The sequence below is a fragment of the Nocardioides pakistanensis genome, from assembly GCF_054781215.1.
Window position 1 is genome coordinate 275,422 of the sequence record NZ_BAAGUV010000034.1, and the last position, 23,753, is coordinate 299,174.

A 23,753-nucleotide genomic window follows, 5' to 3' on the forward strand; every position below is an offset into this window, starting at 1 on the left:
CGGCCCCTCCCGGGACCGGCCTCGACGTGCTCAGGATGCGTCCGCTCAGGCGGACTTCTTCTTCTTCGACTCCGGCTCACGCGGCACCAGGGTCGGGTTCACGTTGTCGCTGACCACCTCGCCGGTCACCACGACCTTCGCGACGTCCTCGCGCGAGGGCACGTCGTACATCACGTGCAGCAGGACCTCTTCGATGATCGCGCGCAGACCGCGAGCGCCGGTGCCGCGCACCATCGCCAGGTCGGCCACGGCATCGACGGCGTCGCCGGTGAACTCCAGCTCGACCCCGTCGAGCTCGAAGAGCTTCTGGTACTGCTTGACCAGGGCGTTGCGCGGCTCGGTGAGGATCGCGACCAGCGCCTCCCGGTTGAGCTTCTCCACGGTGGCGATCACCGGGAGGCGGCCGATGAACTCGGGGATCAGCCCGAACTTCATCAGGTCCTCGGGCATCACCTCGGCGTAGATCTGGTCCTGGTCGCGTTCGGCCTTGGTGGGCAGGTCGGCGCCGAAGCCGAGGGTCTTCTTGCCGACCCGCTGCTCGATGATGTTCTCCAGCCCGGCGAAGGCACCGCCGACGATGAAGAGGATGTTGGTGGTGTCGATCTGGATGAACTCCTGGTGCGGGTGCTTGCGGCCCCCCTGCGGCGGCACCGAGGCGGTGGTGCCCTCCAGGATCTTCAACAGCGCCTGCTGGACGCCCTCGCCGGAGACGTCCCGGGTGATCGACGGGTTCTCCGCCTTGCGGGCGACCTTGTCGATCTCGTCGATGTAGATGATGCCGGTCTCGGCCTTCTTGACGTCGTAGTCGGCGGCCTGGATCAGCTTGAGCAGGATGTTCTCGACGTCCTCACCGACATAGCCGGCCTCGGTGAGCGCGGTCGCGTCGGCGATCGCGAACGGGACGTTGAGCATCCGGGCGAGGGTCTGGGCGAGGTAGGTCTTGCCGCAGCCGGTCGGGCCGATCACCAGGATGTTGGACTTGGCGAGCTCGACGGCGTCGTCCTTGGCGTGGCGGCCGGTGGTGACACCGGCCTGGACCCGCTTGTAGTGGTTGTAGACCGCGACCGCGAGCGCCTTCTTGGCGTTCTCCTGGCCGATCACGTAGGAGTTGAGGAACTCGAAGATCTCGCGAGGCTTGGGCAGCTCCTCGAGCCCTACCTCACCGCCCTCGCTGAGCTCCTCCTCGATGATCTCGTTGCACAGGTCGATGCACTCGTCGCAGATGTAGACGCCAGGTCCTGCGATCAGCTTCTTGACCTGCTTCTGGCTCTTCCCGCAGAACGAGCACTTCAGCAGGTCGCCCCCGTCACCAATGCGTGCCACAGGCGACGTCTCCTCACGACTCAGGCCGGCACTGAACGCGCCGGCTCGCTGTCCACCACTGCTACTTCCTCGAAGGTACCCCGTCGCGCCCCCAAATGGGATGGGGACACGGCGATCCCTTCGCCCGGTCAGGTGGTGCGTGGTGGCCGCACCACCTGACCGGAGGGGTCTAGCGGCCGGTGCCCCCACCGACGCCGAGCGCGGCCTTGCGCGACTCCAGGATCGAGTCGATCAGGCCGTAGTCGATCGCGGCCTGGGCGGTCAGGATCTTGTCGCGGTCGATGTCGCGGCTCACCGTCTCCTTGTCCTTGCCGGTGTGCTCGGAGATCATCGTCTCCAGCAGGTCCCGCATCCGCAGGATCTCGTTGGCCTGGATCTCGATGTCGGAGGTCTGGCCGTAGGTGCCCTCGGTGTAGGGCTGGTGGATCAGGATCCGGCTGTTGGGCAGCGCCATCCGCTTGCCCGGGGCGCCGGCGGCCAGCAGGATCGCGGCCGCGGAGGCGGCCTGACCCAGGCACACGGTCTGGATGTCGGGCTTGACGAAGCGCATCGTGTCGTAGATCGCGGTCAACGCGGTGAACGACCCGCCCGGGCTGTTGATGTAGAGGATGATGTCGCGCTCGGGGTCCATCGACTCCAGCACCAGCAGCTGCGACATCACGGCGTTGGCGACCTCGTCGGAGATCGGCGTGCCGAGGAAGATGATCCGGTCCTCGAACAGCTTGGTGTAGGGGTCGATCCGGCGCACGCCGTACGACGTGCGCTCCTCCCACTGCGGGATGTAGTAGTTCATGCTCGGCGACGCGAGCTCACTGGCCCTGCCGCTCGGCGACGGGCCGCCGGAGAGACCGGGAATCTGGTTGGCGCTCATGAAAGTCTCCGCTCCCAATCCTCGTCAGTTCTTCGCCGCGGGGCGGCCCTGGTCGGCGACCTGGCCGGCGCTGGCCACGACCTTGTCGATGAAGCCGTAGTCCAGCGCCTGCTCGGCGGTGAACCAGCGGTCGCGGTCGGCGTCCTGCTCGACCTGCTCGAGCGGCTGGCCGGTGTGCTGGCTGATCAGCTCGAACAGCACCTTCTTGATGTGCATCGACTGCTGGGCCTGGATCTTGATGTCGGCCGCCGAGCCGCCCATGCCGCCGGAGGGCTGGTGCATCATGATCCGCGCGTGCGGCAGGGCGTAGCGCTTGCCCTTCGCCCCGGCGCAGAGCAGGAACTGGCCCATCGACGCGGCCAGGCCCATGCCGACGGTGGCCACGTCGTTGGAGATGTAGTTCATCGTGTCGTAGATCGCCATGCCGGCGTCCACCGAGCCACCCGGGCTGTTGATGTAGAGGAAGATGTCGGCGTCGGGGTCCTCGGCGTTGAGCAGGAGCATCTGCGCGCAGATCGCGTTGGCGTTCTGGTCGCGCACCTCCGACCCGAGGAAGATGATCCGCTCCTTGAGCAGACGCTGGTAGATGTGGTCGTCGAGCCCGTACGACGCGGCGCCACCGTTCATCTGGGGACCTGGAGTCAGGCTGGGAGTCTCGTTCACGCCCCCGACCCTAGCCGGAAGCCCGGACAGTTCCACGAGGAAACCCGCGGTGTTCGCCGAGAGCGGACTGCCCCGGCCGTGCGCACCTACACCGCGGTCGCTCGGGCCGACTCCACCGAGGCCTTGATCCGTTCGAGCGTGGTGCGGATGCCGTCGGCCAGCTCCTGGTCGTGTCCCTGTGCGCCGCCGATCAGTGGGGCCATCACCTTCGTGCCGACCGTGTACGCCGGCAGCTCCCGGCGCCCGGTCAGCCGGGTCCCGGTCGCGGTCGGCTCGAGCTCGTAGGTCCACGTCGCGCCGCTCTCCCGGGTCTTCCAGGCGATCGCCTCACCAGGCTCGAAGCGGACCACGGTCGAGGTGGTGGGCCACATCGCCCAGCCGCGGCGGTTGAACCCGAGGAACTTCGTGCCCAACCCCCGCTTGGGCGTGCCGAGCACCACGATCCGGCGGCACTCCGGGCTCCACTCCCCCATCCGGCTGACGTCGGAGACGAGCTCCCAGACCTGCTCGGGAGCGGCGGCGACCTCGACGGAGGCACTGAGGGGCAGGGGGTTGTTCATCATGACCTTCTCTCTGGGATGGGAACGTGGAGGACCCGGCTCAGCCGAGCCAGCTCCGGAGGGCTTCGTGGACGTCGGGATGGTTGAGCAGACCGAAGTGGCCGGTGCCCGGGACGTGGAGCACGTCGGCGTCGGGGAACATCGGGCTCCCGCGACGGGGCGTGGCGACCGCGGACGGGTAGCGCACCAGCAGGTCGCCGAGGACCTCGCTGACCGGGTGCCGGTGCGAGCTCGCGAGGGTGGCCGCGACCAGGTGGTAGCGCGCGTGCGGGAGGTGCTGTACGTCGGCCGCCAGGCCACGTCGCAGGTCGAGGATGCCGACGCTGCGGTACTCCAGGATCCGGCCGAACGGCGCCGCCTCCGGCAGCCTCCCCAGCGCACGGGCCCCCACGTGGACCATGTGCTCCAGCGGCGCGCCGAGGTGTGGGGTGCCCAGGGTGACCACGTTGCTGACCAGCTCGGTCCACGGCCGCTCGGCGTGGACGGGGGCGGTGTCGACAGCACAGGCGGCGCGCATGATCAGCCCGCCCATGGAGTGGCCGACCAGCCCGATCCGGCGTACCTGCGTCGGCCAGGCGGCGACCAGACGGTCGAGCAGCGAGGCCAGCGCCACGCCGTTCTCGGCGATCGGCAGGCCGGTGTTGGCGCGCAGGTAGACGGGGGTCCAGTCCGACTCCTCGGCCAGCCGGGTGCCGTAGCTGCCGCCCAGCTCGTCGCTGCGCAGGTCCCACGACTCCTCGCTCTCGCCAAGACCGTGCAGGAAGACCACGAGGTCGCCGGTGGCGTCGGGGAAGGCCTCTCGCAGCGACGAGGGGTCGAGCGCCACGTCGGCGCCGCCGCTGCGCACCGCCATCTCGATCGCCAGCTCCGGCAGGTCCTCGCGGAGCCGGTCGCCGACCAGCCCGTTGACCGCCGAGAGCAGCTGACGCCCTCCCGGCCGCGCCTGCAGGCGAGGACCGTGCCCCCGGCGCTCGAGCGCTCGTAGACCGGCGGCCGCGGTCCGGACGCCGGCCCCGAGGCCGGCGTACACCCCGGTCGAGACCTGGTCGTGCACCAGTCGCGGCAGCCGCGCGGAGCCCCCGGTGGTGCGGTCGACGACCGAGAAGACCCGCCCGGCGACGGCCCGGTGCACGTCTCGGACGGTGCCGAGAACCAGCTCGCCGGCGTAGTCGCCGGCCAGCGCTGCGGCCGCGGCGACCCCCACGTCGGAGGGGTCACGCGGATCGCGCCGGGCCGGCGCGTTCGTGCGTGCTGCGGTCGGGTGCGGCATCCGGACAGTCTCCGGGGCGTACCGCCGGTACGTCAACGGGGCCGGCCACTCCTCGGACGGCGGCGGTGCGCGTCGTACGACGGGGCCGGTGACGGTGCCGCCGAACAACCACTGGGCACGACAAATCGCCGCTCTGCACGGGTTGCATCCCGTGCAGAGCGGCGATTTACCACGTTAACGTGGGGATTGGCGGGGCCGGAGTCAGGCCTCCGAGGACTCCTCGGACTCGGACTCCGCCGCGTCCGCCTCGGCCTCGGGCTCGCCGATCGTGCCGTCGGGGCGGAGGTTCTTCAGCTCCACGTGGTTGCCGGACTCGTCGACCACCTTGGCACCCTCGACCACGATCGCGAGCGCCTTGCCGCGCACGACCTCGGAGACCATCTCGGGGATGTGGTTGTGCTCGACCATGTGCTTGGCGAACTCGTTCGGGTCCTGCCCGGACTGCTGGGCGCGGCGGAAGATGTGCTCGGACAGCTCCTGCTGCTCGACCCCGATCTGCTCCTTCTTGGCGACCGCGTCGAGGACGAACTGGGCCGCGATCGCGTCGCGGGTGCGGTCGAGCAGGTCGGCCTCGAACTCGTCGGCGGTCTGGCCCTCGGTCTCGAGGTACTGCTCGAGGGTCATCCCGGCATACATCAGCTGCTGCTGGACGTTGTCGCGGCGGGCCTTGAGCTCGGCGTCGACGACGGCGTCGGGCAGCGGGATCTCGACGAGGTCGAGGATCTTCTCCAGCACGGCGTCGCGGGCGGCCGCGGCCTGCTCGAGGCGCTTGCCGCGCTCGAGACGGGTGCGGACGTCGGCGACCAGCTCGTCGACGGTGTCGAACTCGGAGGCGGTCTGGGCGAACTCGTCGTCGAGCTCGGGCAGCTCCTGCTCCTTGACGGCGCTGACCTTGACCTCGACGTCGACCTCCTCACCGGCGACCTCGCCGCCGACGAGGGTCGACTGGAAGGTCTTCTCGTCGCCGGCCTTCATGCCGGTGAGCGCCTCGTCGAGGCCGTCGAGCATGCCGCCGCTGCCGACCTGGTAGCTCATCGCGGTCACCTCGGCGCCCTCGACGACCTCGCCGTCCTTGAGCGCCTTCAGGTCCATCACCACGAAGTCACCCTCGCCGGCGGCGCGGTCGACCTCGTTGAGCGTGGCGAAGCGCTCGCGCAGCGTCTTGACCTGGGTGTCGACGTCCTCGTCGGTGACGACAGCATCGTCCACGGTGACCTCGAGCCCGTCGAGCTCGGGCAGGGTGATCTCGGGACGGATGTCGACCTCGGCGGTGAACTCGAGGGTCTCGTTGTCCTCGAACTTCGTGATGTCGATCTCGGGCTGCGCGAGCGGCTCGAGGTCGTTGTCCTGGAGCGCCTGCACGTAGAGCTTGGGGAGCGCGTCGTTGATCGCCTCGTCGAGGATCGGACCGCGGCCGACCTGACGGTCGATGACCATCGGAGGCACCTTGCCCTTGCGGAAGCCGGGCACGTTGATCTGCTGCGCGATCCGCTTGTACGCCGCGTCGAGGCTCGGCTTGAGCTCCTCGAAGGGCACCTCGACGGTGAGCTTCGCCCGGGTCGGGCTCAGAGTCTCGACGGCGCTCTTCACAGGTCTTTCTCCTTGGTTGCTTGACATCGGTAGCCAGGTGGCAGGCACGCTCATCGTGGTGGTCGCTGAGCATGGTCGGGGCGACAGGACTCGAACCTGCGATCTCCTGCTCCCAAAGCAGGCGCGCTAGCCACTACGCTACGCCCCGGTGAACCCCGGGGAGTCTAGTGGACTATCCCGCGCACGCCGTAATCGCGCTGCCGGCCGGACCTGCTGCGGGACGGGTGTGCCGATTGGGACGAGTCGATCGCCTGTGGCACCATTGTCCCGCTGTCGGCTCCCCCGAGCCGGCGCGCGCGGATGTAGCTCAATGGTAGAGCCCCAGTCTTCCAAACTGGCTACGCGGGTTCGATTCCCGTCATCCGCTCTCAGTCTCCACGTCCGGCGGTACGGCGGTCACCGCCGGTGCAGCAGGAAGAGCGCCCGGTCGTCGCTCATCGACTCCAGCTCGTCGATCAGCCGGTGCGCACCGTTCTCGAAGCCGGTGCGCAGCAGCCGCTCCCCCTGCCCGAGCAGCTTGTCGATGCCCAGCGAGATGTCGCGCTGCGGCGTCTCGACGAGGCCGTCGGTGTACATCAGCAACGCGTCACCCCGACCGAGCCGGCCGGTGCTGACGCTGAAGGTGGCGCTGGCCATCAGGCCGAGCACCGGCCCCTCGGTCTCGTGGATCGCCCAGCGCCCGGAGCCGGCCAGCAGCTGCACCGCCGGCGGGTGGCCCGCAGAGCGCAGCTCGAACTCGCCGGTGTGGAGGTCGAGGGACAGGTGGACCGCCGTGGCGAAGCCCTCGCTCCAGTCCTGCCGCAGCAGGTAGTCGTTGGCCGCGGGCAGGAACTGCTCGGGGGGAAGGGCGCCGAGCAGCCCGCCGAACGAGCCCGACAGCAGCAGCGAGCGGGTGCCGGCCTGCTCGCCCTTGCCGGAGACGTCGACCACGGCGACCTCGAGGGTGCGCAGGTCGGGGGTCGTGCTGGCGACGATGAAGTCGCCGGCGAAGGAGGACCCTCCGGCCGAGCGCATGACCGCCTCGGAGTACCAGTCCGGGGGGAGGATCGGGATCTGGCTCTGCCGGGCGATCCGCTCGCGCAGGTCGACCAGCATGGACTCGCCGCGGGAGCCGGCCACGCCCAGCCGGGACCGGCGGAACGACGAGACCAGGATGATCAGCCCGATCGCGAAGGAGATCACGATCCCCCCGATCCGCCGGCCGTCGAGCATCTGGTCGGCGACCGCGACGCTGACCACGAGCACGCCGAGGGTGAACACGACCACCCACGGCAGCGTGCGCGGGCCGAGGACCTGGTTGCCGAGCACCATCGGGACGATCAGCGCGGTCACCGGCATCACCGACTCCCAGGCAACGACGCCAACGCCGATCAGGACACCCAGCAGGCCGAGGGCCATCACCGTGGAGGTCTCGGAGTACCGCAGCCGCTGCCAGGTCCGCGCCCAACGACGGCTGAGCTGGCCCGCGGGGACGCGGGTCAGCCGATCGAGGTGCGGAGCAGCTGCCACAGGGACGACCTTAGTGTCGGGTGCGCCGGGCCAGACGCAGATTCAGGGGACCGCAGGCCGCGGATCACCATAGCCGGTCAGCGGGTCCGGACTGCGCGGGACCGGAAGACGGGCTGGCAGCGCGGGCACCAGAACGAGTTGCGGGCGGCCAGCACCTCGGTGCGCACGCTCGCACCGCACACGTGGCACGCCTGGTCGTGGCGCCGGTAGACGTAGACCTCTCCGCCGTGGTCGTCGCGCCGGGGCTCGCGGCCCATCGCCTCGGGAGTGTGCTCAGGGCGCACGGTGTCGATCCGCCCCGTGGCGACCCCCTCGGCCATCAGCGCGACGAGGTCGGCCCAGATCGCCTCGAACTGACCCCGCCGCAGCGTGTTGCCGGGCCGCAGCGGATGGATCCGGTGCCGGAAGAGCACCTCGGCGCGGTACACGTTGCCGACTCCGGCCACCACGCTCTGGTCCATCAGCAAGGTGCCGATCGGGGTCCGGCTCGCGCGGATCCGCGCCCACGCAGCTGCCGGGTCGGCATCGGGGCGCAGCGGGTCCGGGCCCAGCCGCGCCACGATCGCGCCGCGCTGGTCGTCGGTCACCAGCTCGCAGGCGGTCGCCCCGCGCAGGTCGGCGTACGACGAGCGCTCCCCCTGTGCGACGGCCGGTGCGACGAGCCGCATCCTGACCTGCCCGACCGGCGGCGGAGGCGGCCCGTCGTGCACGTCGAGCTTGCCGTAGAGGCCGAGGTGGACGTGCACGAACCGCTCGCCCGCGAACCCCACGAACAGGTGCTTGCCCCACGCCTCGGCGCCCTCGAGGAGGGCCCCGTCGAGTGCGGCTGCCTCTTCGGCGAACCGCCCCTGAGGGCTGGAGACCTCGACCTGCCGACCGGCGAACCGGCCGGAGATCGTGCGGGCGAGGCGGTGGAGGGTGTGTCCTTCAGGCATCCGGCGTCTCGGTCAGGGCCGCGACCGCAGGGCCGACTCGGGCAGCGGCGGCAGGTTGCCGGTCTTCTCGTAGCTCGCGATCTGGCCGAGGCGACGGTTGTGCCGGTCGCCGTTGCTGTAGGGCGTGTGCAGGAAGACCTCGATGAAACGGGTCAGCTCCTCGAGCGTGTGCATCCGGCCGCCGACCGAGATCACGTTGGCGTCGTTGTGGTCGCGGGCGAGGACGGCGGTCTCCTCGCTCCAGACCAGGGCGGCCCTGATCCCCTTGACCTTGTTGGCCGCGATCTGCTCGCCGTTGCCGGATCCGCCGATCACGATGCCGAAGCTCTCCAGGTCCTCCTCGCGGTCGGCGACCACGGCCTCGGCGGCACGCAGGCAGAACGGCGGGTAGTCGTCGACGGCGTCGTAGACGAACGGGCCGTGGTCGACGACTTCGTGGCCCTTCTTCGCCAGCCAGTCGAGCAGGTGCTCCTTGAGCTCGAGGCCGGCGTGGTCGGATCCGAGGTGAACGCGCATGAGCGAGATTCTGTCAGAGGGTGCCCAGCAGGAACGCAGCGATCTCCGCCAGCGACTCCTCCGCGGCGTCGAACTGCTCGGGGTGCCGCCAGAAGCCGTGGATCATCCCCGGGCAGACCGACCAGCTCACCTGCCCGCCGGCGGCCTCGATCCGCCGGGCGAGCTCGACGTCCTCGTCGACGAGCGGGTCGTGCTCGGCGGCGATCACCAGCGTGGGCGGCAGTGTGCCGAGCCGCGGTGAGTCCAGCGGCGCGAGGTCCGGGTCGTCGAAGTCGCCGGGCTCGGCGGCGTACTGCTGCCAGTACCAGTCGGCCTCCCGGGCACCGAACCCGGCGGCCTCGCGGCGGTAGGAGTCGAACCGACCGCGCGGGTCGATGAAGGGGTAGACCAGGACGGTCGCGGCGAGCAGGTTGGGGTGCCGCAGCGCCGCGACCAGGGCCAGGTTGCCGCCGGCGCTGTCGCCCATCGTCACCAGCCGTGAGACGTCGAGGCCGAGCGCCGGCGCCGCCCCGACCAGCCACTCCAGGGCGGTGTCGACATCGCGTACGGCGGCCGGGAACCGGTGCTCCGGCGGCCGGCGGTAGTCCACGCTGAGCACCGCCAGGCCGGTCCGGTTCGCCACCCGGCGCGACTGCGCGTCGTGGGTCTCGAGGTCACCGAAGACGAACCCGCCGCCGTGCAGGTAGACGACCGCGCCCGACGCGGCCGCAGGTGCGGCCGGAAGGTAGAGCCGGCACGGCACTCCGGCAGCGTCGACGTCCTCGACGTGGGCGACCTCCTCGCGCGGCTCGGTCGCAGCCGCCCGCCGCGCGGCCCGGCGCTCCGCGGCGACGTCGAAGCCGGGGTCGGTGACATGGGCGCCCTGCATCCACTGCGCGAGCGCGGCCTCGGCCTGGGGATGGAGGGCCACTCAGGCCTCCTCGAGGCGCTTGAGCTCCTCCTCCACGACAGCGGTGTCGAGCTTGGTGAACACCGGCGCAGGCTTCGCGATCGGCGTGCCCGCGACGATCGGCCGCCGCTCCCAGCGCGGGAAGGAGGAGTACTCCCCCGTGATCACCGGGTAGGTCACCGACGCGTCGTCGAGGTCGGTGACCTCGTCGACGCGGGGCATCGGCGCGACGTCACCCGCCCCGCCGAGCACCTGGTCGACGGCGTTCGCGCTGTGCGGCAGGAACGGCGCGAGCAGCAGGTTGCAGTCGGCCACCGCCTGGGCGGTGACGTGCAGGATCGTGGCCAGTCGCGAGGTGTCCGCCTCGGCTGTGCTCTTGGCGAGCTTCCAGGGGGCCGTGTCGGAGACGTACTTGTTGACCTCGGCCACGACCCGCATCGCCTCGCCGATCCCCTGCTTGAACCGGTGCCGGGAGATGAGGTCGCCGACCGTGCCGAAGGCGGCCTCGACCGTCGCGAGCAGCGCCGTGTCCTCGGTGGTCAGCTCGCCGGCCTCGGGGATCTCCCCGAAGTTCTTGGCGATCATGTTGGCGGTGCGGTTGACGAGGTTTCCCCAGCCCGCGACGAGCTCGTCGTTGGTGCGTCGTACGAACTCCGACCAGGTGAAGTCGCTGTCCTGGTTCTCGGGTCCGGCGGCGCAGATGAAGTAGCGCAGGGCGTCGGCCTGGTAGCGCTCGAGCATGTCGCGGACGTAGATGACGACCTTCTTGGAGGAGGAGAACTTCTTGCCCTCCATGGTCAGGAACTCGCTGGAGACCACCTCGGTGGGGAGGTTGAGCACGCCGTACTCCCCGGGTTCGCCGCCGCGGTCGCCCTGGCCGTTGTAGGCCAGCAGCTCGGCAGGCCAGATCTGGCTGTGGAAGGTGATGTTGTCCTTGCCCATGAAGTAGTACGACAGCGCCTCGGGGTCGTTCCACCACTCGCGCCACCGGTCCGGCGCACCGAGCCGGCGTGCCCACTCGATGGAGGCCGACAGGTAGCCGATCACCGCGTCGAACCAGACGTAGAGCCGCTTGGTCGGCTGGTCGCGCCAGCCCTCGAGCGGCACCGGGATCCCCCAGTCGATGTCGCGGGTCATCGCGCGCGGCTTGATGTCGTCGAGGATGTTCTGGCTGAACCGGATCACGTTCGGACGCCAGGTGCCCGACGCCTCCCGCTCGTCGAGCCACTTCGACAGCGCCTCGGCGAGCGCGGGCAGGTCGAGGAAGAAGTGCTGGGTCTCGACGAACTCCGGCACCTCGCCGTTGATCCGGCTGACCGGGTTGATCAGGTCGGTGGGGTCGAGCTGGTTGCCGCAGTTGTCGCACTGGTCGCCGCGGGCGCCCTCGGCCTTGCAGATCGGGCAGGTGCCCTCGATGTAGCGGTCGGGAAGGGTCCGGCCCGTCGACGGCGAGATCGCGCCCTTGGTGGTGCGCTCGACCATGTAGCCGTTGCGGTGCACGGTCGTGAACATCTCCTGCGCCACGGCGTAGTGGTTGCCGGTGGTGGTGCGGGTGAAGAGGTCGTAGGACAGGCCGAGCGCGACGAGGTCCTCGACGATCAGGCGGTTGTTGCGGTCGGCGAGCTCGCGCGGGGAGACCCCCTCCGCGTCGGCCGCGACGAGGATCGGCGTGCCGTGCTCGTCGGTGCCCGAGACCATGAGCACGTCGTGTCCGGCCATCCGCATGTAGCGGCTGAACACGTCAGAGGGCACGCCGAAACCGGCCACGTGGCCGATGTGGCGCGGACCGTTGGCGTACGGCCAGGCGACGGCGGACAGAACTTTGCTCATGCACCCGATCCTAGAGAGGGCGGCAACGGACTTGATCCGCGGACCCGGCGCCCGAGAAGGCGCCGGGAGGGCGTGGCGTCGGCGTCAGGAGAAGTCCGGGCCCTTCTCCCGGGACCGCTTGAGCTCGTAGAAGCCCGGTGTGGCGGCCACGAGCACGACGCCGTCCCAGAGCTTGCCGGCCGCCTCGCCCTTGGGCGCCGGGGTCACGACCGGCCCGAAGAAGGCGACGCCCTCGACGGCGATCACCGGGGTGCCGACCTCCTGGCCGACCTGGTCCATGCCCAGGTGGTGCGACTTGCGGACCGCGTCGTCGTAGGAGGAGTCGTCCATCGCATCGGCAAGCGAGGCCGGAAGCCCGACCTCGGCGAGCGACTCCTCGATGAGAGCGCGGTCGATCTGGCGGCCCTGGAGGTGGATCCGGTGGCCCATGGCGGTGTAGAGCGGGAGTACGACGTCCGCGCCCTCGGCCTGCTCGGCCGCGACGATCACCCGCACCGGGCCCCACGCGGGCTTGAGCATCTCGCGGTACTCCTCGGAGATGTCCTTGTCCTCGTTGAGGTACGCCAGGCTCATCACGTGGAAGGTCGGCGCGACCCGGCGTACCTTCTCGACCTCGAGCATCCAGCGGGAGGTCATCCACGCCCACGGGCACAACGGGTCGAACCAGAAGTCGACGGGGGTCCGGTCGGTGGTCTCCACGTTCTCCGTGAGCACGGGCATCTCCTCAAGTAGTTGAACGTTCTCTCACGTCGTGAACGTCCATTTCGGTTGTCCTGTTCCCAGACCGTGGTGACAAGATGCCTGCATGCCTGGAACAAACCTCACAAGGGATGAGGCGCGCGCTCGCGCCGAACTCCTCGCCGTCGAGTCCTACACCGTCGATCTCGACCTCACGACGTCCGACACCACCTTCGGCTCCACGACCGTGATCCGGTTCTCGTGCTCGCAGCCCGGTGCCTCCACCTTCGCCGACCTGGTGGGCGCGACCATCCACGAGGTCACGCTCAACGGCGAGGCGCTCGACCCGGCCGCGGTCTACCGCGACAGCCGCATCCAGCTCGACGGCCTCCAGGCCGAGAACGAGCTGCGGGTGGTCGCGGACTGCACCTACAGCCGCACCGGCGAGGGCCTGCACCGCTTCGTCGACCCCGCCGACGACCGCGTCTACACCTACACGCAGTTCGAGGTGCCCGACGCACGTCGGGTCTACACCACCTTCGAGCAGCCCGACCTCAAGTCCACGTTCACGTTCAACGTCACCGCTCCCGAGCACTGGAAGGTCGTGTCCAACGCCGCCACGCCTGCGCCCTCCCCTGTGGGCGACGGCAAGGCGGTCTGGAGCTTCCCCACCACCAAGCGGATGTCGACCTACATCACCGCGATCGTCGCCGGCGAGTACCACGAGGTCCTCGACTCCTACTCCGGCAAGCACGGCGACATCCCGCTCGGGCACTACTGCCGCCAGTCGATGAAGGAGTACCTCGACATCGACGAGCTGCTCGAGGTCACCAAGCAGGGCTTCGGCTTCTTCGAGGAGGCCTTCGACTACCCCTACCCGTTCGGCAAGTACGACCAGCTCTACGTGCCGGAGTACAACATGGGTGCGATGGAGAACGCCGGCTGCGTGACCTTCCGCGACGAGTACCTCCCGCGGAGCCGCCAGGTCCGCTCCTTCTACGAGCAGCGAGCCAACACGATCCTCCACGAGATGGCGCACATGTGGTTCGGTGACCTGGTCACCATGCGCTGGTGGGACGACCTGTGGCTCAACGAGTCCTTCGCGGAGTGGGCCTCCCACCACGCGTCGGTGCAGGCGACCAAGTACACCGAGGCCTGGACCGGTTTCACCAACGCCCGCAAGAACTGGGCCTACCGCCAGGACCAGCTGCCCTCCACCCACCCCATCGCAGCCGACAACTACGACCTCGAGGCCGTGGAGGTCAACTTCGACGGGATCACCTACGCCAAGGGCGCCTCCTCGCTCAAGCAGCTCGTCGCCTGGGTCGGCGAGGAGGAGTTCCTCACCGGCCTGCGCGCCTACTTCAAGGCGCACGAGTTCGGCAACAGCGAGCTCACCGACCTGCTCGGTGCCCTCGAAGAGGCCTCCGGCCGTGAGCTCACGTCATGGGCGCAGGAGTGGCTGCAGACCTCGGGTGTCAACACGCTCAGCCCGTCGTTCGAGGTGGACGGCGAGGGCCGGTTCACCTCCTTCGCGGTGACCCAGTCCGCTCACCCGGACTTCCCGACCCTGCGCCGGCACCGGATCGGCATCGGCCTCTACGACCGCCGGGACAACCAGCTGGTGCGTCGTACGTCGGTGGAGACCGACGTCGCGGGCGAGCGCACGGAGATCGCCGAGCTGGTCGGCCAGCAGCAGCCCGACCTGGTGCTGCTCAACGACGGTGACCTGACCTACGCCAAGATCCGGCTCGACGAGCGCTCGCTCGCGACGCTGGTCGACGGCATCGCGTCGCTCGACGACTCGCTCGCCCGCGCCCTGTGCTGGGGCGCGGCCTGGGACATGACCCGCGACGCGGAGATGTCGGCCACCGACTGGGTCACCCTGGTCCTGCGCGGCATCGGCAGCGAGTCCGACGTGATGGCGGTCAGCCGGCTGCCGCTCAGCACGCAGCTGGCGGTGGACAGCTACTCCGACCCGGCCAAGCGGAGCGAGCTCACCGCGGCCTGGGAGCGCGGCCTGCTGGAGCTGCTGGAGGCCGCCGAGCCGGGCAGCGACCATCAGCTCGCGTTCGCCCGCGCCTTCGCGGCCGCCGCCCGCAGCGACGAGGCCCTCGACCGGCTCGCCGGGCTGCTCGACGGCAGTGTGACCTACGACGGGCTCGCGGTGGACACCGACCTGCGCTGGACCCTGCTGCGCGCGTTGGCGGCGCGGGGCCGTGCGGACCGCGCGCGGATCGAGGAGGAGCTCGCCCGCGACAACACCATCTCCGGGCAGGAGCGCGCCGCGGCCGCCCTCGCGGTGCGCCCGACCACCGAAGCCAAGGAGGAGGCCTGGCGCGACGCGGTCGTGCGTGACGACGTGCCCAACGAGACCCAGCGCAACATCGCACTGGCCTTCCACGTGGCGGGTCAGGAGGAGATCCTCCAGCCGTTCCTGGCCCGCTACCTCGAGGTGGCGGCCACGATCTGGGAGGAGAAGGGCACCCAGCGTGCCTCGACGATCCTGGAGTACCTCTTCCCCCGCACGCTGGTGAGCGCGGAGACCCTCGACACGGTCGATGCGTGGTTGGAGTCCTCCGACGCCAACCCGGCGGCCAAGCGCTACGTGCGGGAGGGCCGTGCGGACATCGCCCGCGCGCTCGCTGCGCAGGCGAAGGACGCCGGCTGACCGCCGTACTCCTCGTGAACGCGTGAGGGCCGCCACCCGTCGGGGTGGCGGCCCTTCGTGCCTGTTGCGAGCGCTCGGTTGCTGAGCGCTGGTGCCCGCGCCGGCCCGGCGGTGGTCAGTCCGCGTGCAGCATCCGCGGCTTGCGGGCGTGCTCGGAGAGCATGCCGAGGCCGCGGCAGATGCCGCCGACCAGGTCACCGCCGGCGAACGCACTCTGCATCGCCAGCGCGGCGAGGTGGACCTCGGAGTCCTCGAGGTCGCGACGTACCTCCGAGCCCGTGACGATCTCCAGGACCCTCGCGGCCGGGTCGACCATCACCAGCACGGACCGCTCGGGAGCAGTCAGCGAGGCGTGCAGGCGCTCGGCGAACGCCCGGCTCTGACCCTCGGCTGCGCCGACGAAGACGGAGAACTCGTAGCGCGAGACGGTCTCCGCGTCGCGGATCGCCTTGTCGATGTCGTAGCGCTCTTGTGCGGTGAACGCCTCACCACTGGGCACTGGAGCCCCCTCGTGCGCCCTCGCCCGGCTCGGCGGCGCTCTCCACCTTCGCAGCGTCGGTGCCGTCCTTGGGCCCGCCGAACCACTCGTTCTCGGTGCGCCGCGAGCGCTCGCCGCCCCGGCCACCGCGCGCCATCGCCGGCACCGACGCCAGCAGCGCGATCACGAGGGCGATCCCCAGCGGGATCACCAGCAGCACGAGCAGGAAGTCCACCGCACTCACCGGCTCGGCGTCCGGCCAGGTCTCGGGCGGCGCGGCCAGCGCAGGGGCCGCGACGGACGACAGGAGGGCTGCGGGGGCCAGGGCGAGGGCGCGGAGAGAGCGGCGTACGGCGCGCGAGTTGAGGTCAGACATCACGGGCACAAGCCTAGCGAACCCCGACTTGAACCAGACCGGGCATCTCGTAGCCTGCGACCCATGGAACTGCTGCTGCAAGCAACCGACCTCCTCGACGAGGCCGACGTCTGCTCCGAGGTCGACAGCGTCTGGTGCAACATCACCTACAACACGACCGGCAACGACACCCTGGCGCTGGCGTCGGCGTGGCTGATCGGCAAGCCGCTTGCCGTGATCGGGCTGTTCCTGATGGGGATCCTGATCCGCTGGGTCCTGCACCGACTGGTCGACCGTCTCACCAACCGGGCGGCCGAGGGTGTGGTTCCTCACGCCTTGACGCGGGGCAAGCGTGGACGGTCGGAGAAGGTGATCGTCTCGGCCTCACCGGTGGCCGCCCGGCGTGAGCAGCGGGCCAAGACGATGGGTTCGCTGCTGAAGAGCATCATCACCGGTGTCGTGTTCACGATGGTCTCGATCATGGCGCTGTCAGAGATCGGCGTCGACGTGGCACCACTGATCGCCAGCGCCGGGATCATCGGTGTCGCGCTGGGTTTCGGCGCGCAGAGCCTGGTCAAGGACTTCCTGTCCGGCATCTTCATGATCTTCGAGGACCAGTACGGCGTCGGCGACATCATCGACGCCGGTGAGGCCACCGGGACCGTCGAGGCCGTCGGGCTCAGGGTCACCCGGCTGCGCGACGTCGACGGCACGGTCTGGCACGTCCGCAACGGCGAGATCCTGCGTGTCGGCAACATGAGCCAGAACTGGGCGCGCACCGTGCTCGACATCCCGGTGGCCTACCACGAGGACCTGCACCGGGTCCGCTCGATCCTCACCGACGTCGCCCACGACCTCTGGGAGGACGAGGACTTCAAGGGCAAGATCCTCGAGGAGCCCGAGGTCTGGGGCGTGCAGGACCTCGGCCCGGACTCGATCCTGGTCCGCGTGGTGCTCAAGACGGCACCGCTGGAGCAGTGGGAGATCGCCCGGACCATGCGCGAGCGGGTCAAGGCCCGGTTCGACTACGAGGGCATCGAGATCCCGCTCCCGCAGCGGGTGGTCTGGCACCGCCAGGAGACGCCGGCGCAGTCCGGCCAGGACCGGTTCGAGGGGAAGACCCCCGACAGCACCCCACAGCGCTGAGCGTCCCGGACCGCACGCGGCCCGCCGCCCCGCCCGACGAGCGGAGACGGCGGGCCGATGCCTGCCGGTGGCGGTCTCAGGCCAGCGACGCGTCCAGGGTGATCGTGGTGCCCTTCAGCGCCTGCGACACGGGGCAGTTCTCCTTGGCGCCCTCGGCCGCGCTCTTGAAGCCGTCCGCGTCGACGCCGTCGACGGTGCCGACCACCGTGATGTGGATGCCCGTGATCCCTTCGCCAGGCTGGAAGGTCACCTCGGCCTTCGTGTCCAGCGAGGTGGGCGGCGTACCGGCCTTGGCCAGCGCCGACGAGAGCGCCATCGAGAAGCAGGACGAGTGGGCTGCCGCGATCAGCTCCTCGGGGCTGGTCTTGCCGTTGGGCTCCTCGGCGCGCGAGGGCCAGGAGACGTCGTAGGTCCCGATCCCGGAGGACTCCAAGGTGACCTTGCCGGCCCCCTCCATGAGCGAGCCCTCCCAGCGGGTGGTGGCGGTACGCGTCGTGGCCATTGACTCTCCTTCGGTCTCGATGTCGTCGATGCGGGCAAGGCGGTGGAGCGCACCGGCGGTGCGGCTCTCCGCTGTGGGTGCGGCGCTCCGCCGCGATTACCCGACTCTTGTCCCTATGGGGACAATAGGCAAGTGACCATCCAGGACGACAGCTCGGCCCCGACGTTCTACGACGAGATCGGTGGCATGCCCACGATCGCGAAGATCGTCGACCGCTTCTACGAGGGCGTGGCCACCGACGAGCTGCTGCGGCCGATGTACCCCGAGGAGGACCTCGGGCCCGCCGCGGAGCGGTTCACCCTCTTCCTGGCTCAGTACTGGGGCGGGCCCACGACGTACTCCGACAACCGTGGCCACCCTCGGCTGCGGATGCGCCACGCGCCGTTCGCGGTGACCCCGGGTGCGAAGGACCGCTGGCTGCACCACTTCCGGGCCGGCCTCGACGCCGCGAACCTCACCCCCGAGCAGGACGCCCGGTTCTGGGACTACGTCACGCATGCCGCACAGTTCATGGTAAATTCGCTCGAGGAGCAGTAGCACCCCCTTTCGCGGAGGCGCCGGTTCGTCCAGGATGGGCGAGGTGACCCAGCTCACCGAGCGCACCACACCCGACCCGCGCGGCCCGATCCCCAGCGCCGAGGACGCGGAGGCCTACGTCGCGCTGGTGTGCTTCAAGCACGGACCACCCGAACGCATCGGGGTCGAGCTGGAGTGGACGCTGCACCACCACGGCCGCCCGGAGCGTCCGCTCGACCCCGACCTGCTCGCCTCCGCGCTCGGCTGCCACGCACCCCCCACCCTCTGCCCCGAGACCAGTGCGGGGCCCCTCCCGAACGGCTCCCTGGTCACCGTCGAACCCGGCGGCCAGGTCGAGATGTCCACCCTCCCCCACCGCTCGCTCGGCGAGCTCCTCCCCGCCGTCGAGGACGACCTCCGGCACCTCGACTCCCTGCTGCAGCAGTCCGGCCTCGCGCGCGGGACGACCGGCATCGACCCGCACCGCCCTCCCGCCCGGCTGCTCGAGGTCCCCCGCTACACCGCGATGCAGGCCTATCTCGACTCCCGCGGCCCGTGGGGCTCGTCGATGATGTGCAGCACCGCCAGCATCCAGGTGTGCCTGGACGCGGGCGACGCCGCCGACCTGGCACTGCGCTGGCGCACCCTGCACAGCATCGGCCCCGCCCTGGTGGCGCTGTTCGCGAACTCCCCGGTGGCCCACGGCGTCCGCACCGGCTGGGCCTCCAACCGGCTGCGCGCCACCCTCGGCACCTGCCCGCCGTTCACCCACCCGGTCCGCTGCGACGACCCGGTGGTTGCCTGGGTGGAGCGGGTGATGACCGCACCGGTGATGTGTGTACGACGGACGCACGGTGACTGGGTTCCGCGCCGGCCGATGTCGTTCGCCGACTGGCTCGCGGGCGCCGCGCCGGACGAGGCGCCGCCGACCTACGACGACCTCGACTACCACCTCAGCACGCTGTTCCCGCCGGTGCGCCCGCGCGGATACGTGGAGGTCCGCTACCTCGACGCCCAGCCGGACGGCCGCTGGCACCACCCCGTCCTGCTCCTCGACGCCCTCCTCTCCTCCACAGACGTCGCCGAGCGCGCCTGCGAGATCGCCGGCGACACCGCCGCGCTGGTCGACCCGTGGGAGACGGCGGCCCGGCGCGGTCTCGACGACCCCGCCCTGCGCGCGGCGGCCCGACAGCTCGTCGACCTCGCCGGCGACCACCTCGATCCCAGCGTGGACGAGGACGTGGCCTGCCTCGCGTGGGACGTCCTCGACCGCCGTACCGCTCTCGACCCGGCAAGGAGACAGTCCGCATGAAGACCTCCGAGCAGTCGCCCCTGACCGACCTCTCCGCCGAGCAGCTGCGCGCCCGCACCGCCGATGCGCTCCTCCGCGCCCGCGAACGCAGCCGGCTGCTGACCGATGCCGTCGACGACGACGACCTGGTGCGCCAGCACTCCCCGCTGATGTCCCCGCTGGTGTGGGACCTGGCGCACGTCGGCAACCAGGAGGAGCTCTGGCTGGTCCGCGACGTGGGCGGTCGCGACCCGGTCCGAGCCGACATCGACGAGCTCTACGACGCGTTCAAGCACGGCCGGGCGTCGCGCCCCTCACTGCCGCTGCTGGGGCCGGCCGAGGCTCGCGCCTACGTCCACGAGGTGCGCGACAAGGTGCTCGACGTGCTCGACCACATCCCGCTCGAGGGTCGGCCGCTGCTGCGCGACGCGTTCGCCTTCGGCATGGTCGCCCAGCACGAGCAGCAGCACGACGAGACGATGCTGGCCACCCACCAGCTCCGGGCGGGCGCAGCGGTGCTGCACGCCCCGGAGCCTCCGCCGGCGCAGGCACCGGTCGGGCCCGGGGAGGTGCTCGTGCCGGCCGGCGAGTTCACCATGGGCACCTCCACCGAGCCGTGGGCGCTGGACAACGAACGACCCGCCCACACCGCGTGGACCGACGCGTACTTCATCGACACCACGCCGGTCACCTACGGCCGGTTCCTCCAGTTCGTCGAGGCCGAGGGCTACCACCAGCAGCAGTGGTGGTCGGCCCAGGGCTGGCGGCACGTGCACGAGGCCGGACTGGAGGCCCCGCAGTTCCTCGAGCGCGATGGTGACCGCTGGCTGCGGAGGCGGTTCGGCGTGGTGGAGCCGGTCCGCGACGACGAGCCGGTGACGCACGTGTGCTTCTACGAGGCCGAGGCCTACGCCGCCTGGGCCGGCAAGCGGCTGCCGACGGAGGTCGAGTGGGAGAAGGCCGCCCGCTGGGATCCGGCGACGGGGCGATCCCGGCGCTACCCCTGGGGCGACGAGGACCCCGGACCCCAGCACGCGAACCTCGGCCAGCGGCACCTGCGTGCGGCTCCGGTCGGCGCCTACCCCGCGGGCGCCTCGCCGCTCGGCGTGCACCAGTTGATCGGCGACGTGTGGGAGTGGACCGCCGGCGACTTCACTCCCTACCCGGGGTTCCAGGTCTTCCCCTACGCGGAGTACTCCGCGGTCTTCTTCGGCTCCGACTACAAGGTGCTGCGCGGCGGGTCGTTCGGCACCGACCCGGTCGCCTGCCGTGGCACCTTCCGCAACTGGGACTTCCCGATCCGCCGGCAGATCTTCGCCGGCTTCCGGTGCGCGCGCGACCCGCTGCCGGCGGAGCTCGGCTGATGTGCCGCCACCTGGCCTACCTCGGCGCACCGACGAGCCTGGCCGACCTCGTGCTGTCCCCGCGGCACTCGCTGCTCGAGCAGACCTGGGCGCCGGCGGACATGCGCGGCAGCGGGGTGGTCAACGCCGACGGGTTCGGGATCGGCTGGTACGACGATGCCGGGGACGCTCTGCGCTACCGGCGGGCGGTGCCGATGTGGGCCGACGCCTCCCTGCCGGACCTGGCCCGCTCGATCCGTACGACGGCCGCGGTGGCCGCCGTGCGCAACGGGACGACCGGCATGCCCGTCACCGAGACCGCGTGCGCGCCGTTCCGGCACGGCCGCTGGCTGTTCAGCCACAACGGGGTGGTCGTCGGCTGGCCCGCATCGGTCGAGCCGCTCGCAGAGGCGCTGCCGGCCATCGACCTGATGCGGCTCGAGGCGCCCACCGACAGCGCGCTGCTGTGGGCACTGGTGCTGCGCCGGCTGCTCGACGGAGCCGGCGTCGAGCAGGCCGTGGAGCAGGTCGCCACCGAGGTTGGGCGGGCCGCACCCGGGTCCCGGCTGAACCTGCTGCTGTCAGACGGCGAGACCGTCGCCGCCTCGGCCTGGGGGCACAGCCTCGCGGTGCGCGAGACAGCCGACCACGTGCTGGTCAGCTCCGAACCGTTCGGGCACGCCACCACCGCCGGCTGGCAGCCGGTGCCCGACCAGAGCCTGGTCGTCCTCACCGGCACCGAGGCGAAGACCCGTCCGTTGGAGGGGCCTCCCCCGCTCCGCGCCGACCACGACGCCATCGCGAAAGGGCAGATCCGATGACCACGACGACACCGACCCTCGACCTGCGGCTGACCCCTGGCCACGCCGCGCGGGCGCTGCGCCGCGACGTGCTCACCGGACTGCGGTCGGAGCCGAAGTGGCTGCCCCCGAAGTGGTTCTACGACGCGCGTGGCAGCGAGCTGTTCGAGGAGATCACCAGGCTGCCGGAGTACTACCCGACCCGCGCCGAGCGGGAGATCCTCGAGGCGCAAGCCGGCGCGATCGCCCGGCGCACGGACGCCCGGAGCCTGGTCGAGCTCGGCTCGGGCTCGTCGGAGAAGACGCGCCTGCTGCTCTCCGGCCTCCGCGACCACGGGACCCTGACGGGCTTCGTCCCGCTCGACGTCTCCGAGTCGGCGCTCCGGGCGGCCGTCGCCGCGATCGTCGCCGACTACCCCGGTCTGCACGTGCACGGCGTGGTCGCCGACTTCACCGAGCCGCTCGACGGGGTGCCCGGAACCTCGCCCCGGCTGGTGGCCTTCCTCGGCGGCACGATCGGCAACCTGCTGCCCGAGGAGCGGCACGGCTTCCTGAGCAGCGTGCGGAGCATGCTCGACCCCGGTGAGTGGCTGCTGCTGGGCACCGACCTGGTCAAGGACCCGGCCACCCTGGTCCGCGCCTACGACGACGCCGCCGGGGTGACCGCGGCGTTCAACCTCAACGTGCTCACGGTGCTCAACCGTGAGCTCGGAGCCGGCTTCGACGTGGCCGCGTTCGAGCACGTCGCCCTCTGGGACGCCGACCACGAGTGGATCGAGATGCGGTTGCGCGCGACCCGCGAGATGCGGGTGGAGATCCCGGCCGTGGAGATCGACGTACACCTCGACGAGGGCGAGGAGATCCGCACCGAGGTCTCCGCGAAGTTCCGGCGCGAAGGTGTGGAGCGGGAGCTCACGGCGGCGGGGTTCGTGCTCGACCGGTGGTGGACCGACCAGGCGGGCCGCTTCGCGCTGTCGCTGGCGAGAGCGACCTGACCCGGCCGACGCAGGTCAGCCCTCCAGCACCGCCAGCAACCGCTCGCGCTCCGCCTCGCCCATCGGCCGCGCCCGCTGGGTCTTCACGTCGAAGGTGACCAGGGTGGCGTCGGCGCGCGAGAGGACGGTGTCGCCGTCCTTGATCTCCGCGCTGATCACGAACGACGAGTTGCCGACCCGGCTGATCCACGACTCGATCGGATAGGGCTCGCTGCGGAACAGGATCGGCCGCTTGTAGTCCACGTCGACGCGAGCGACGACCACGGCGAAACCGTGGTCCTCATCCTCGCCGCGACCGAGGCCCATGAAGAACGCCAGGCGCGCCTCCTGGAAGTACTCGAAGTACTTGACGTTGTTGACGTGCCCGTAGACGTCGACGTCGGAGAACCGGACGCGGCACTGGTAGACGTGGCGGCTCATCGGCGCTCCCCGAGGGTCGCGGGCTCGAGGAACCGTTCGAGCACCGACCGCTCCTCCGACCGGAGCCGCCGCGGCCGCTCCTCGCTGAACACGTAGGGCGTCAGCACCGAGTTCGCCCGGGCGTACACCTTCCGGGAGCCGTCGGGCAGCTCGTCGAGGATCTCGTAGGCCATCGTGAACGTCGCGTGCTTGATGTCGGTGATCCAGGTCTCGATCCGCACAGGTTCCATCCGGAACACCAGCGGTGCCGCGAACTCCACCTCGTGGCGGACCACGACCACGCCCTCGGCCAGCTCCTCGCCACCGCGCGCCGGCGCGTGCACGGCGAACATATCGACCCGGGCCTCCTGCAGGTAGTCCACGTAGGTCACGTTGTTCACGTGCCCGAGGGAGTCCATGTCGGCCCAGCGCAGCGGGCAGTAGTAGACGTGACGCACGTGCCGATCCTGCCAGAGCGGTCCGGTACGACGGTCATGCGACCGTCGTGCCCGGCGCCCGGATGTGGCGCCCCGCACATCCCCCGGACATGGAATCCGTTCTAGGCTGTCGGCGTGCCTGGTGCCGCGACCGCGGCGACCGGCCCCTGACACTCGAGAAGATCG

24 protein-coding genes and 2 tRNA genes are annotated in these 23,753 nt (G+C 70.6%); 8 read left to right on the forward strand and 18 right to left on the reverse strand.

From position 1 onward, the window contains the following. Window positions 1-45 precede the first annotated feature (45 nt). The 7 genes from clpX to ACYVIH_RS14855 all read right to left on the reverse strand — a co-directional run bounded on the left by clpX (window position 46) and on the right by ACYVIH_RS14855 (window position 6,425). A complete protein-coding gene (gene clpX, locus ACYVIH_RS14825) occupies window positions 46-1,323 on the reverse strand; it encodes an ATP-dependent Clp protease ATP-binding subunit ClpX (protein ID WP_460870235.1) in 1,278 nt (425 codons plus the stop codon). Window positions 1,324-1,492: 169 nt separating this feature from the next. Next, window positions 1,493-2,116 carry an ATP-dependent Clp protease proteolytic subunit gene (locus ACYVIH_RS14830; protein ID WP_460870287.1) on the reverse strand — a complete coding sequence of 208 codons (624 nt, stop codon included), beginning with the start codon at window positions 2,114-2,116 and terminating at the stop codon, window positions 1,493-1,495. A 102-nt stretch (window positions 2,117-2,218) separates the two neighbouring features. Continuing rightward, window positions 2,219-2,821, reverse strand: coding sequence for an ATP-dependent Clp protease proteolytic subunit (locus tag ACYVIH_RS14835; RefSeq protein ID WP_460870288.1), 603 nt, complete (start codon window positions 2,819-2,821; stop codon window positions 2,219-2,221). A 122-nt stretch (window positions 2,822-2,943) separates the two neighbouring features. Continuing rightward, a complete protein-coding gene (locus ACYVIH_RS14840) occupies window positions 2,944-3,420 on the reverse strand; it encodes an SRPBCC family protein (RefSeq protein WP_460870236.1) in 477 nt (158 codons plus the stop codon). A 37-nt stretch (window positions 3,421-3,457) separates the two neighbouring features. Continuing rightward, window positions 3,458-4,687: an alpha/beta fold hydrolase gene (locus tag ACYVIH_RS14845; RefSeq protein WP_460870237.1), complete on the reverse strand. Its 1,230-nt coding sequence runs from the start codon at window positions 4,685-4,687 to the stop codon at window positions 3,458-3,460. Between the two features lie 201 nt (window positions 4,688-4,888). Further along, window positions 4,889-6,277 (reverse strand): trigger factor, encoded by a 1,389-nt coding sequence (gene tig / locus ACYVIH_RS14850; protein ID WP_460870238.1) that lies wholly within the window; start codon window positions 6,275-6,277, stop codon window positions 4,889-4,891. A 72-nt stretch (window positions 6,278-6,349) separates the two neighbouring features. Beyond that, window positions 6,350-6,425: transfer RNA gene (locus tag ACYVIH_RS14855), tRNA-Pro, on the reverse strand. 148 nt (window positions 6,426-6,573) lie between these two features. On the opposite strand from ACYVIH_RS14855, the gene ACYVIH_RS14860 reads away from it, so the two are divergent. Next, window positions 6,574-6,644: transfer RNA gene (locus ACYVIH_RS14860), tRNA-Gly, on the forward strand. 29 nt (window positions 6,645-6,673) lie between these two features. On the opposite strand, the gene ACYVIH_RS14865 is transcribed toward ACYVIH_RS14860, so the two are convergent. From ACYVIH_RS14865 to ACYVIH_RS14890, 6 genes are all read right to left on the reverse strand, one after another. Next, window positions 6,674-7,786: a SpoIIE family protein phosphatase gene (locus tag ACYVIH_RS14865; RefSeq protein WP_460870239.1), complete on the reverse strand. Its 1,113-nt coding sequence runs from the start codon at window positions 7,784-7,786 to the stop codon at window positions 6,674-6,676. A 77-nt stretch (window positions 7,787-7,863) separates the two neighbouring features. Then, window positions 7,864-8,721, reverse strand: a complete 858-nt coding sequence (locus ACYVIH_RS14870) for an Fpg/Nei family DNA glycosylase (RefSeq protein WP_460870240.1) — start codon at window positions 8,719-8,721, stop codon at window positions 7,864-7,866. 12 nt (window positions 8,722-8,733) lie between these two features. Then, window positions 8,734-9,237: a ribose-5-phosphate isomerase gene (locus ACYVIH_RS14875; protein WP_460870241.1), complete on the reverse strand. Its 504-nt coding sequence runs from the start codon at window positions 9,235-9,237 to the stop codon at window positions 8,734-8,736. Between the two features lie 13 nt (window positions 9,238-9,250). Continuing rightward, entirely contained in the window at window positions 9,251-10,147 is an 897-nt protein-coding gene (locus ACYVIH_RS14880) for an alpha/beta hydrolase (protein WP_460870242.1), read from the reverse strand. Beyond that, window positions 10,148-11,956: a methionine--tRNA ligase gene (gene metG / locus ACYVIH_RS14885; protein ID WP_460870244.1), complete on the reverse strand. Its 1,809-nt coding sequence runs from the start codon at window positions 11,954-11,956 to the stop codon at window positions 10,148-10,150. It abuts the gene before it with no gap. 84 nt (window positions 11,957-12,040) lie between these two features. Next, a complete protein-coding gene (locus ACYVIH_RS14890; protein ID WP_460870245.1) occupies window positions 12,041-12,670 on the reverse strand; it encodes a mycothiol-dependent nitroreductase Rv2466c family protein in 630 nt (209 codons plus the stop codon). A gap of 91 nt (window positions 12,671-12,761) precedes the next feature. On the opposite strand from ACYVIH_RS14890, the gene pepN reads away from it, so the two are divergent. Then, window positions 12,762-15,305, forward strand: coding sequence for an aminopeptidase N (pepN, locus tag ACYVIH_RS14895; RefSeq protein WP_460870246.1), 2,544 nt, complete (start codon window positions 12,762-12,764; stop codon window positions 15,303-15,305). 115 nt (window positions 15,306-15,420) lie between these two features. On the opposite strand, the gene ACYVIH_RS14900 is transcribed toward pepN, so the two are convergent. Then, window positions 15,421-15,804 (reverse strand): DUF5130 family protein, encoded by a 384-nt coding sequence (locus ACYVIH_RS14900; protein ID WP_460870247.1) that lies wholly within the window; start codon window positions 15,802-15,804, stop codon window positions 15,421-15,423. After that, a complete protein-coding gene (locus tag ACYVIH_RS14905) occupies window positions 15,791-16,162 on the reverse strand; it encodes a hypothetical protein (RefSeq protein ID WP_460870248.1) in 372 nt (123 codons plus the stop codon). Before ACYVIH_RS14905 ends, ACYVIH_RS14900 begins: the two co-directional genes overlap by 14 nt. 60 nt (window positions 16,163-16,222) lie before the next feature. Here ACYVIH_RS14905 and ACYVIH_RS14910 point away from each other — a divergent pair, with 60 nt between their 5' ends. Then, window positions 16,223-17,284 carry a mechanosensitive ion channel family protein gene (locus ACYVIH_RS14910; protein ID WP_460870249.1) on the forward strand — a complete coding sequence of 354 codons (1,062 nt, stop codon included), beginning with the start codon at window positions 16,223-16,225 and terminating at the stop codon, window positions 17,282-17,284. Window positions 17,285-17,360: 76 nt separating this feature from the next. Here ACYVIH_RS14910 and ACYVIH_RS14915 read toward each other — a convergent pair whose 3' ends face one another. Further along, complete coding sequence (locus ACYVIH_RS14915; RefSeq protein WP_460870250.1) at window positions 17,361-17,786, reverse strand: OsmC family protein; 426 nt, start codon at window positions 17,784-17,786, stop codon at window positions 17,361-17,363. A 132-nt stretch (window positions 17,787-17,918) separates the two neighbouring features. Between ACYVIH_RS14915 and ACYVIH_RS14920 the strand changes: the two genes are divergently transcribed. Genes ACYVIH_RS14920 through egtD form a run of 5 tightly spaced genes read left to right on the forward strand, consistent with a single transcriptional unit; the run spans window position 17,919 to window position 22,731 of the window. Next, window positions 17,919-18,323 carry a globin gene (locus tag ACYVIH_RS14920; protein ID WP_460870251.1) on the forward strand — a complete coding sequence of 135 codons (405 nt, stop codon included), beginning with the start codon at window positions 17,919-17,921 and terminating at the stop codon, window positions 18,321-18,323. A 43-nt stretch (window positions 18,324-18,366) separates the two neighbouring features. After that, complete coding sequence (locus ACYVIH_RS14925) at window positions 18,367-19,614, forward strand: glutamate-cysteine ligase family protein (protein ID WP_460870253.1); 1,248 nt, start codon at window positions 18,367-18,369, stop codon at window positions 19,612-19,614. Then, on the forward strand, window positions 19,611-20,957 hold the full coding sequence (gene egtB, locus ACYVIH_RS14930; RefSeq protein ID WP_460870254.1) for an ergothioneine biosynthesis protein EgtB: 1,347 nt from the start codon (window positions 19,611-19,613) through the stop codon (window positions 20,955-20,957). Before ACYVIH_RS14925 ends, egtB begins: the two co-directional genes overlap by 4 nt. After that, entirely contained in the window at window positions 20,957-21,757 is an 801-nt protein-coding gene (gene egtC, locus ACYVIH_RS14935; RefSeq protein WP_460870255.1) for an ergothioneine biosynthesis protein EgtC, read from the forward strand. The genes egtB and egtC overlap by 1 nt, the downstream gene beginning before the upstream one ends. After that, window positions 21,754-22,731 (forward strand): L-histidine N(alpha)-methyltransferase, encoded by a 978-nt coding sequence (gene egtD / locus ACYVIH_RS14940; protein ID WP_460870256.1) that lies wholly within the window; start codon window positions 21,754-21,756, stop codon window positions 22,729-22,731. Before egtC ends, egtD begins: the two co-directional genes overlap by 4 nt. 15 nt (window positions 22,732-22,746) lie before the next feature. Here egtD and ACYVIH_RS14945 read toward each other — a convergent pair whose 3' ends face one another. Together ACYVIH_RS14945 and ACYVIH_RS14950 are read right to left on the reverse strand one after the other, a co-directional pair. Further along, entirely contained in the window at window positions 22,747-23,151 is a 405-nt protein-coding gene (locus ACYVIH_RS14945) for an acyl-CoA thioesterase (RefSeq protein WP_460870257.1), read from the reverse strand. Further along, window positions 23,148-23,588 (reverse strand): acyl-CoA thioesterase, encoded by a 441-nt coding sequence (locus ACYVIH_RS14950; protein ID WP_460870258.1) that lies wholly within the window; start codon window positions 23,586-23,588, stop codon window positions 23,148-23,150. The genes ACYVIH_RS14945 and ACYVIH_RS14950 overlap by 4 nt, the downstream gene beginning before the upstream one ends. Window positions 23,589-23,753 lie beyond the last annotated feature (165 nt).

Excerpts from the sequence above, each read along its gene's own strand:
- ACYVIH_RS14870 (WP_460870240.1), bottom strand. The coding sequence starts at position 8,721 with ATGCCTGAAGGACACACCCTCCACCGCCTCGCCCGCACGATCTCCGGC.
- ACYVIH_RS14840 (WP_460870236.1), bottom strand. The coding sequence starts at position 3,420 with ATGATGAACAACCCCCTGCCCCTCAGTGCCTCCGTCGAGGTCGCCGCC.
- egtC (WP_460870255.1), top strand. The coding sequence starts at position 20,957 with ATGTGCCGCCACCTGGCCTACCTCGGCGCACCGACGAGCCTGGCCGAC.
- egtB (WP_460870254.1), top strand. The coding sequence starts at position 19,611 with ATGAAGACCTCCGAGCAGTCGCCCCTGACCGACCTCTCCGCCGAGCAG.
- egtD (WP_460870256.1), top strand. The coding sequence starts at position 21,754 with ATGACCACGACGACACCGACCCTCGACCTGCGGCTGACCCCTGGCCAC.
- metG (WP_460870244.1), bottom strand. The coding sequence starts at position 11,956 with ATGAGCAAAGTTCTGTCCGCCGTCGCCTGGCCGTACGCCAACGGTCCG.
- ACYVIH_RS14845 (WP_460870237.1), bottom strand. The coding sequence starts at position 4,687 with ATGCCGCACCCGACCGCAGCACGCACGAACGCGCCGGCCCGGCGCGAT.
- ACYVIH_RS14945 (WP_460870257.1), bottom strand. The coding sequence starts at position 23,151 with ATGAGCCGCCACGTCTACCAGTGCCGCGTCCGGTTCTCCGACGTCGAC.
- ACYVIH_RS14875 (WP_460870241.1), bottom strand. The coding sequence starts at position 9,237 with ATGCGCGTTCACCTCGGATCCGACCACGCCGGCCTCGAGCTCAAGGAG.
- ACYVIH_RS14830 (WP_460870287.1), bottom strand. The coding sequence starts at position 2,116 with ATGAACTACTACATCCCGCAGTGGGAGGAGCGCACGTCGTACGGCGTG.
- ACYVIH_RS14910 (WP_460870249.1), top strand. The coding sequence starts at position 16,223 with ATGGAACTGCTGCTGCAAGCAACCGACCTCCTCGACGAGGCCGACGTC.
- pepN (WP_460870246.1), top strand. The coding sequence starts at position 12,762 with ATGCCTGGAACAAACCTCACAAGGGATGAGGCGCGCGCTCGCGCCGAA.
- ACYVIH_RS14915 (WP_460870250.1), bottom strand. The coding sequence starts at position 17,786 with ATGGCCACGACGCGTACCGCCACCACCCGCTGGGAGGGCTCGCTCATG.
- ACYVIH_RS14835 (WP_460870288.1), bottom strand. The coding sequence starts at position 2,821 with ATGAACGGTGGCGCCGCGTCGTACGGGCTCGACGACCACATCTACCAG.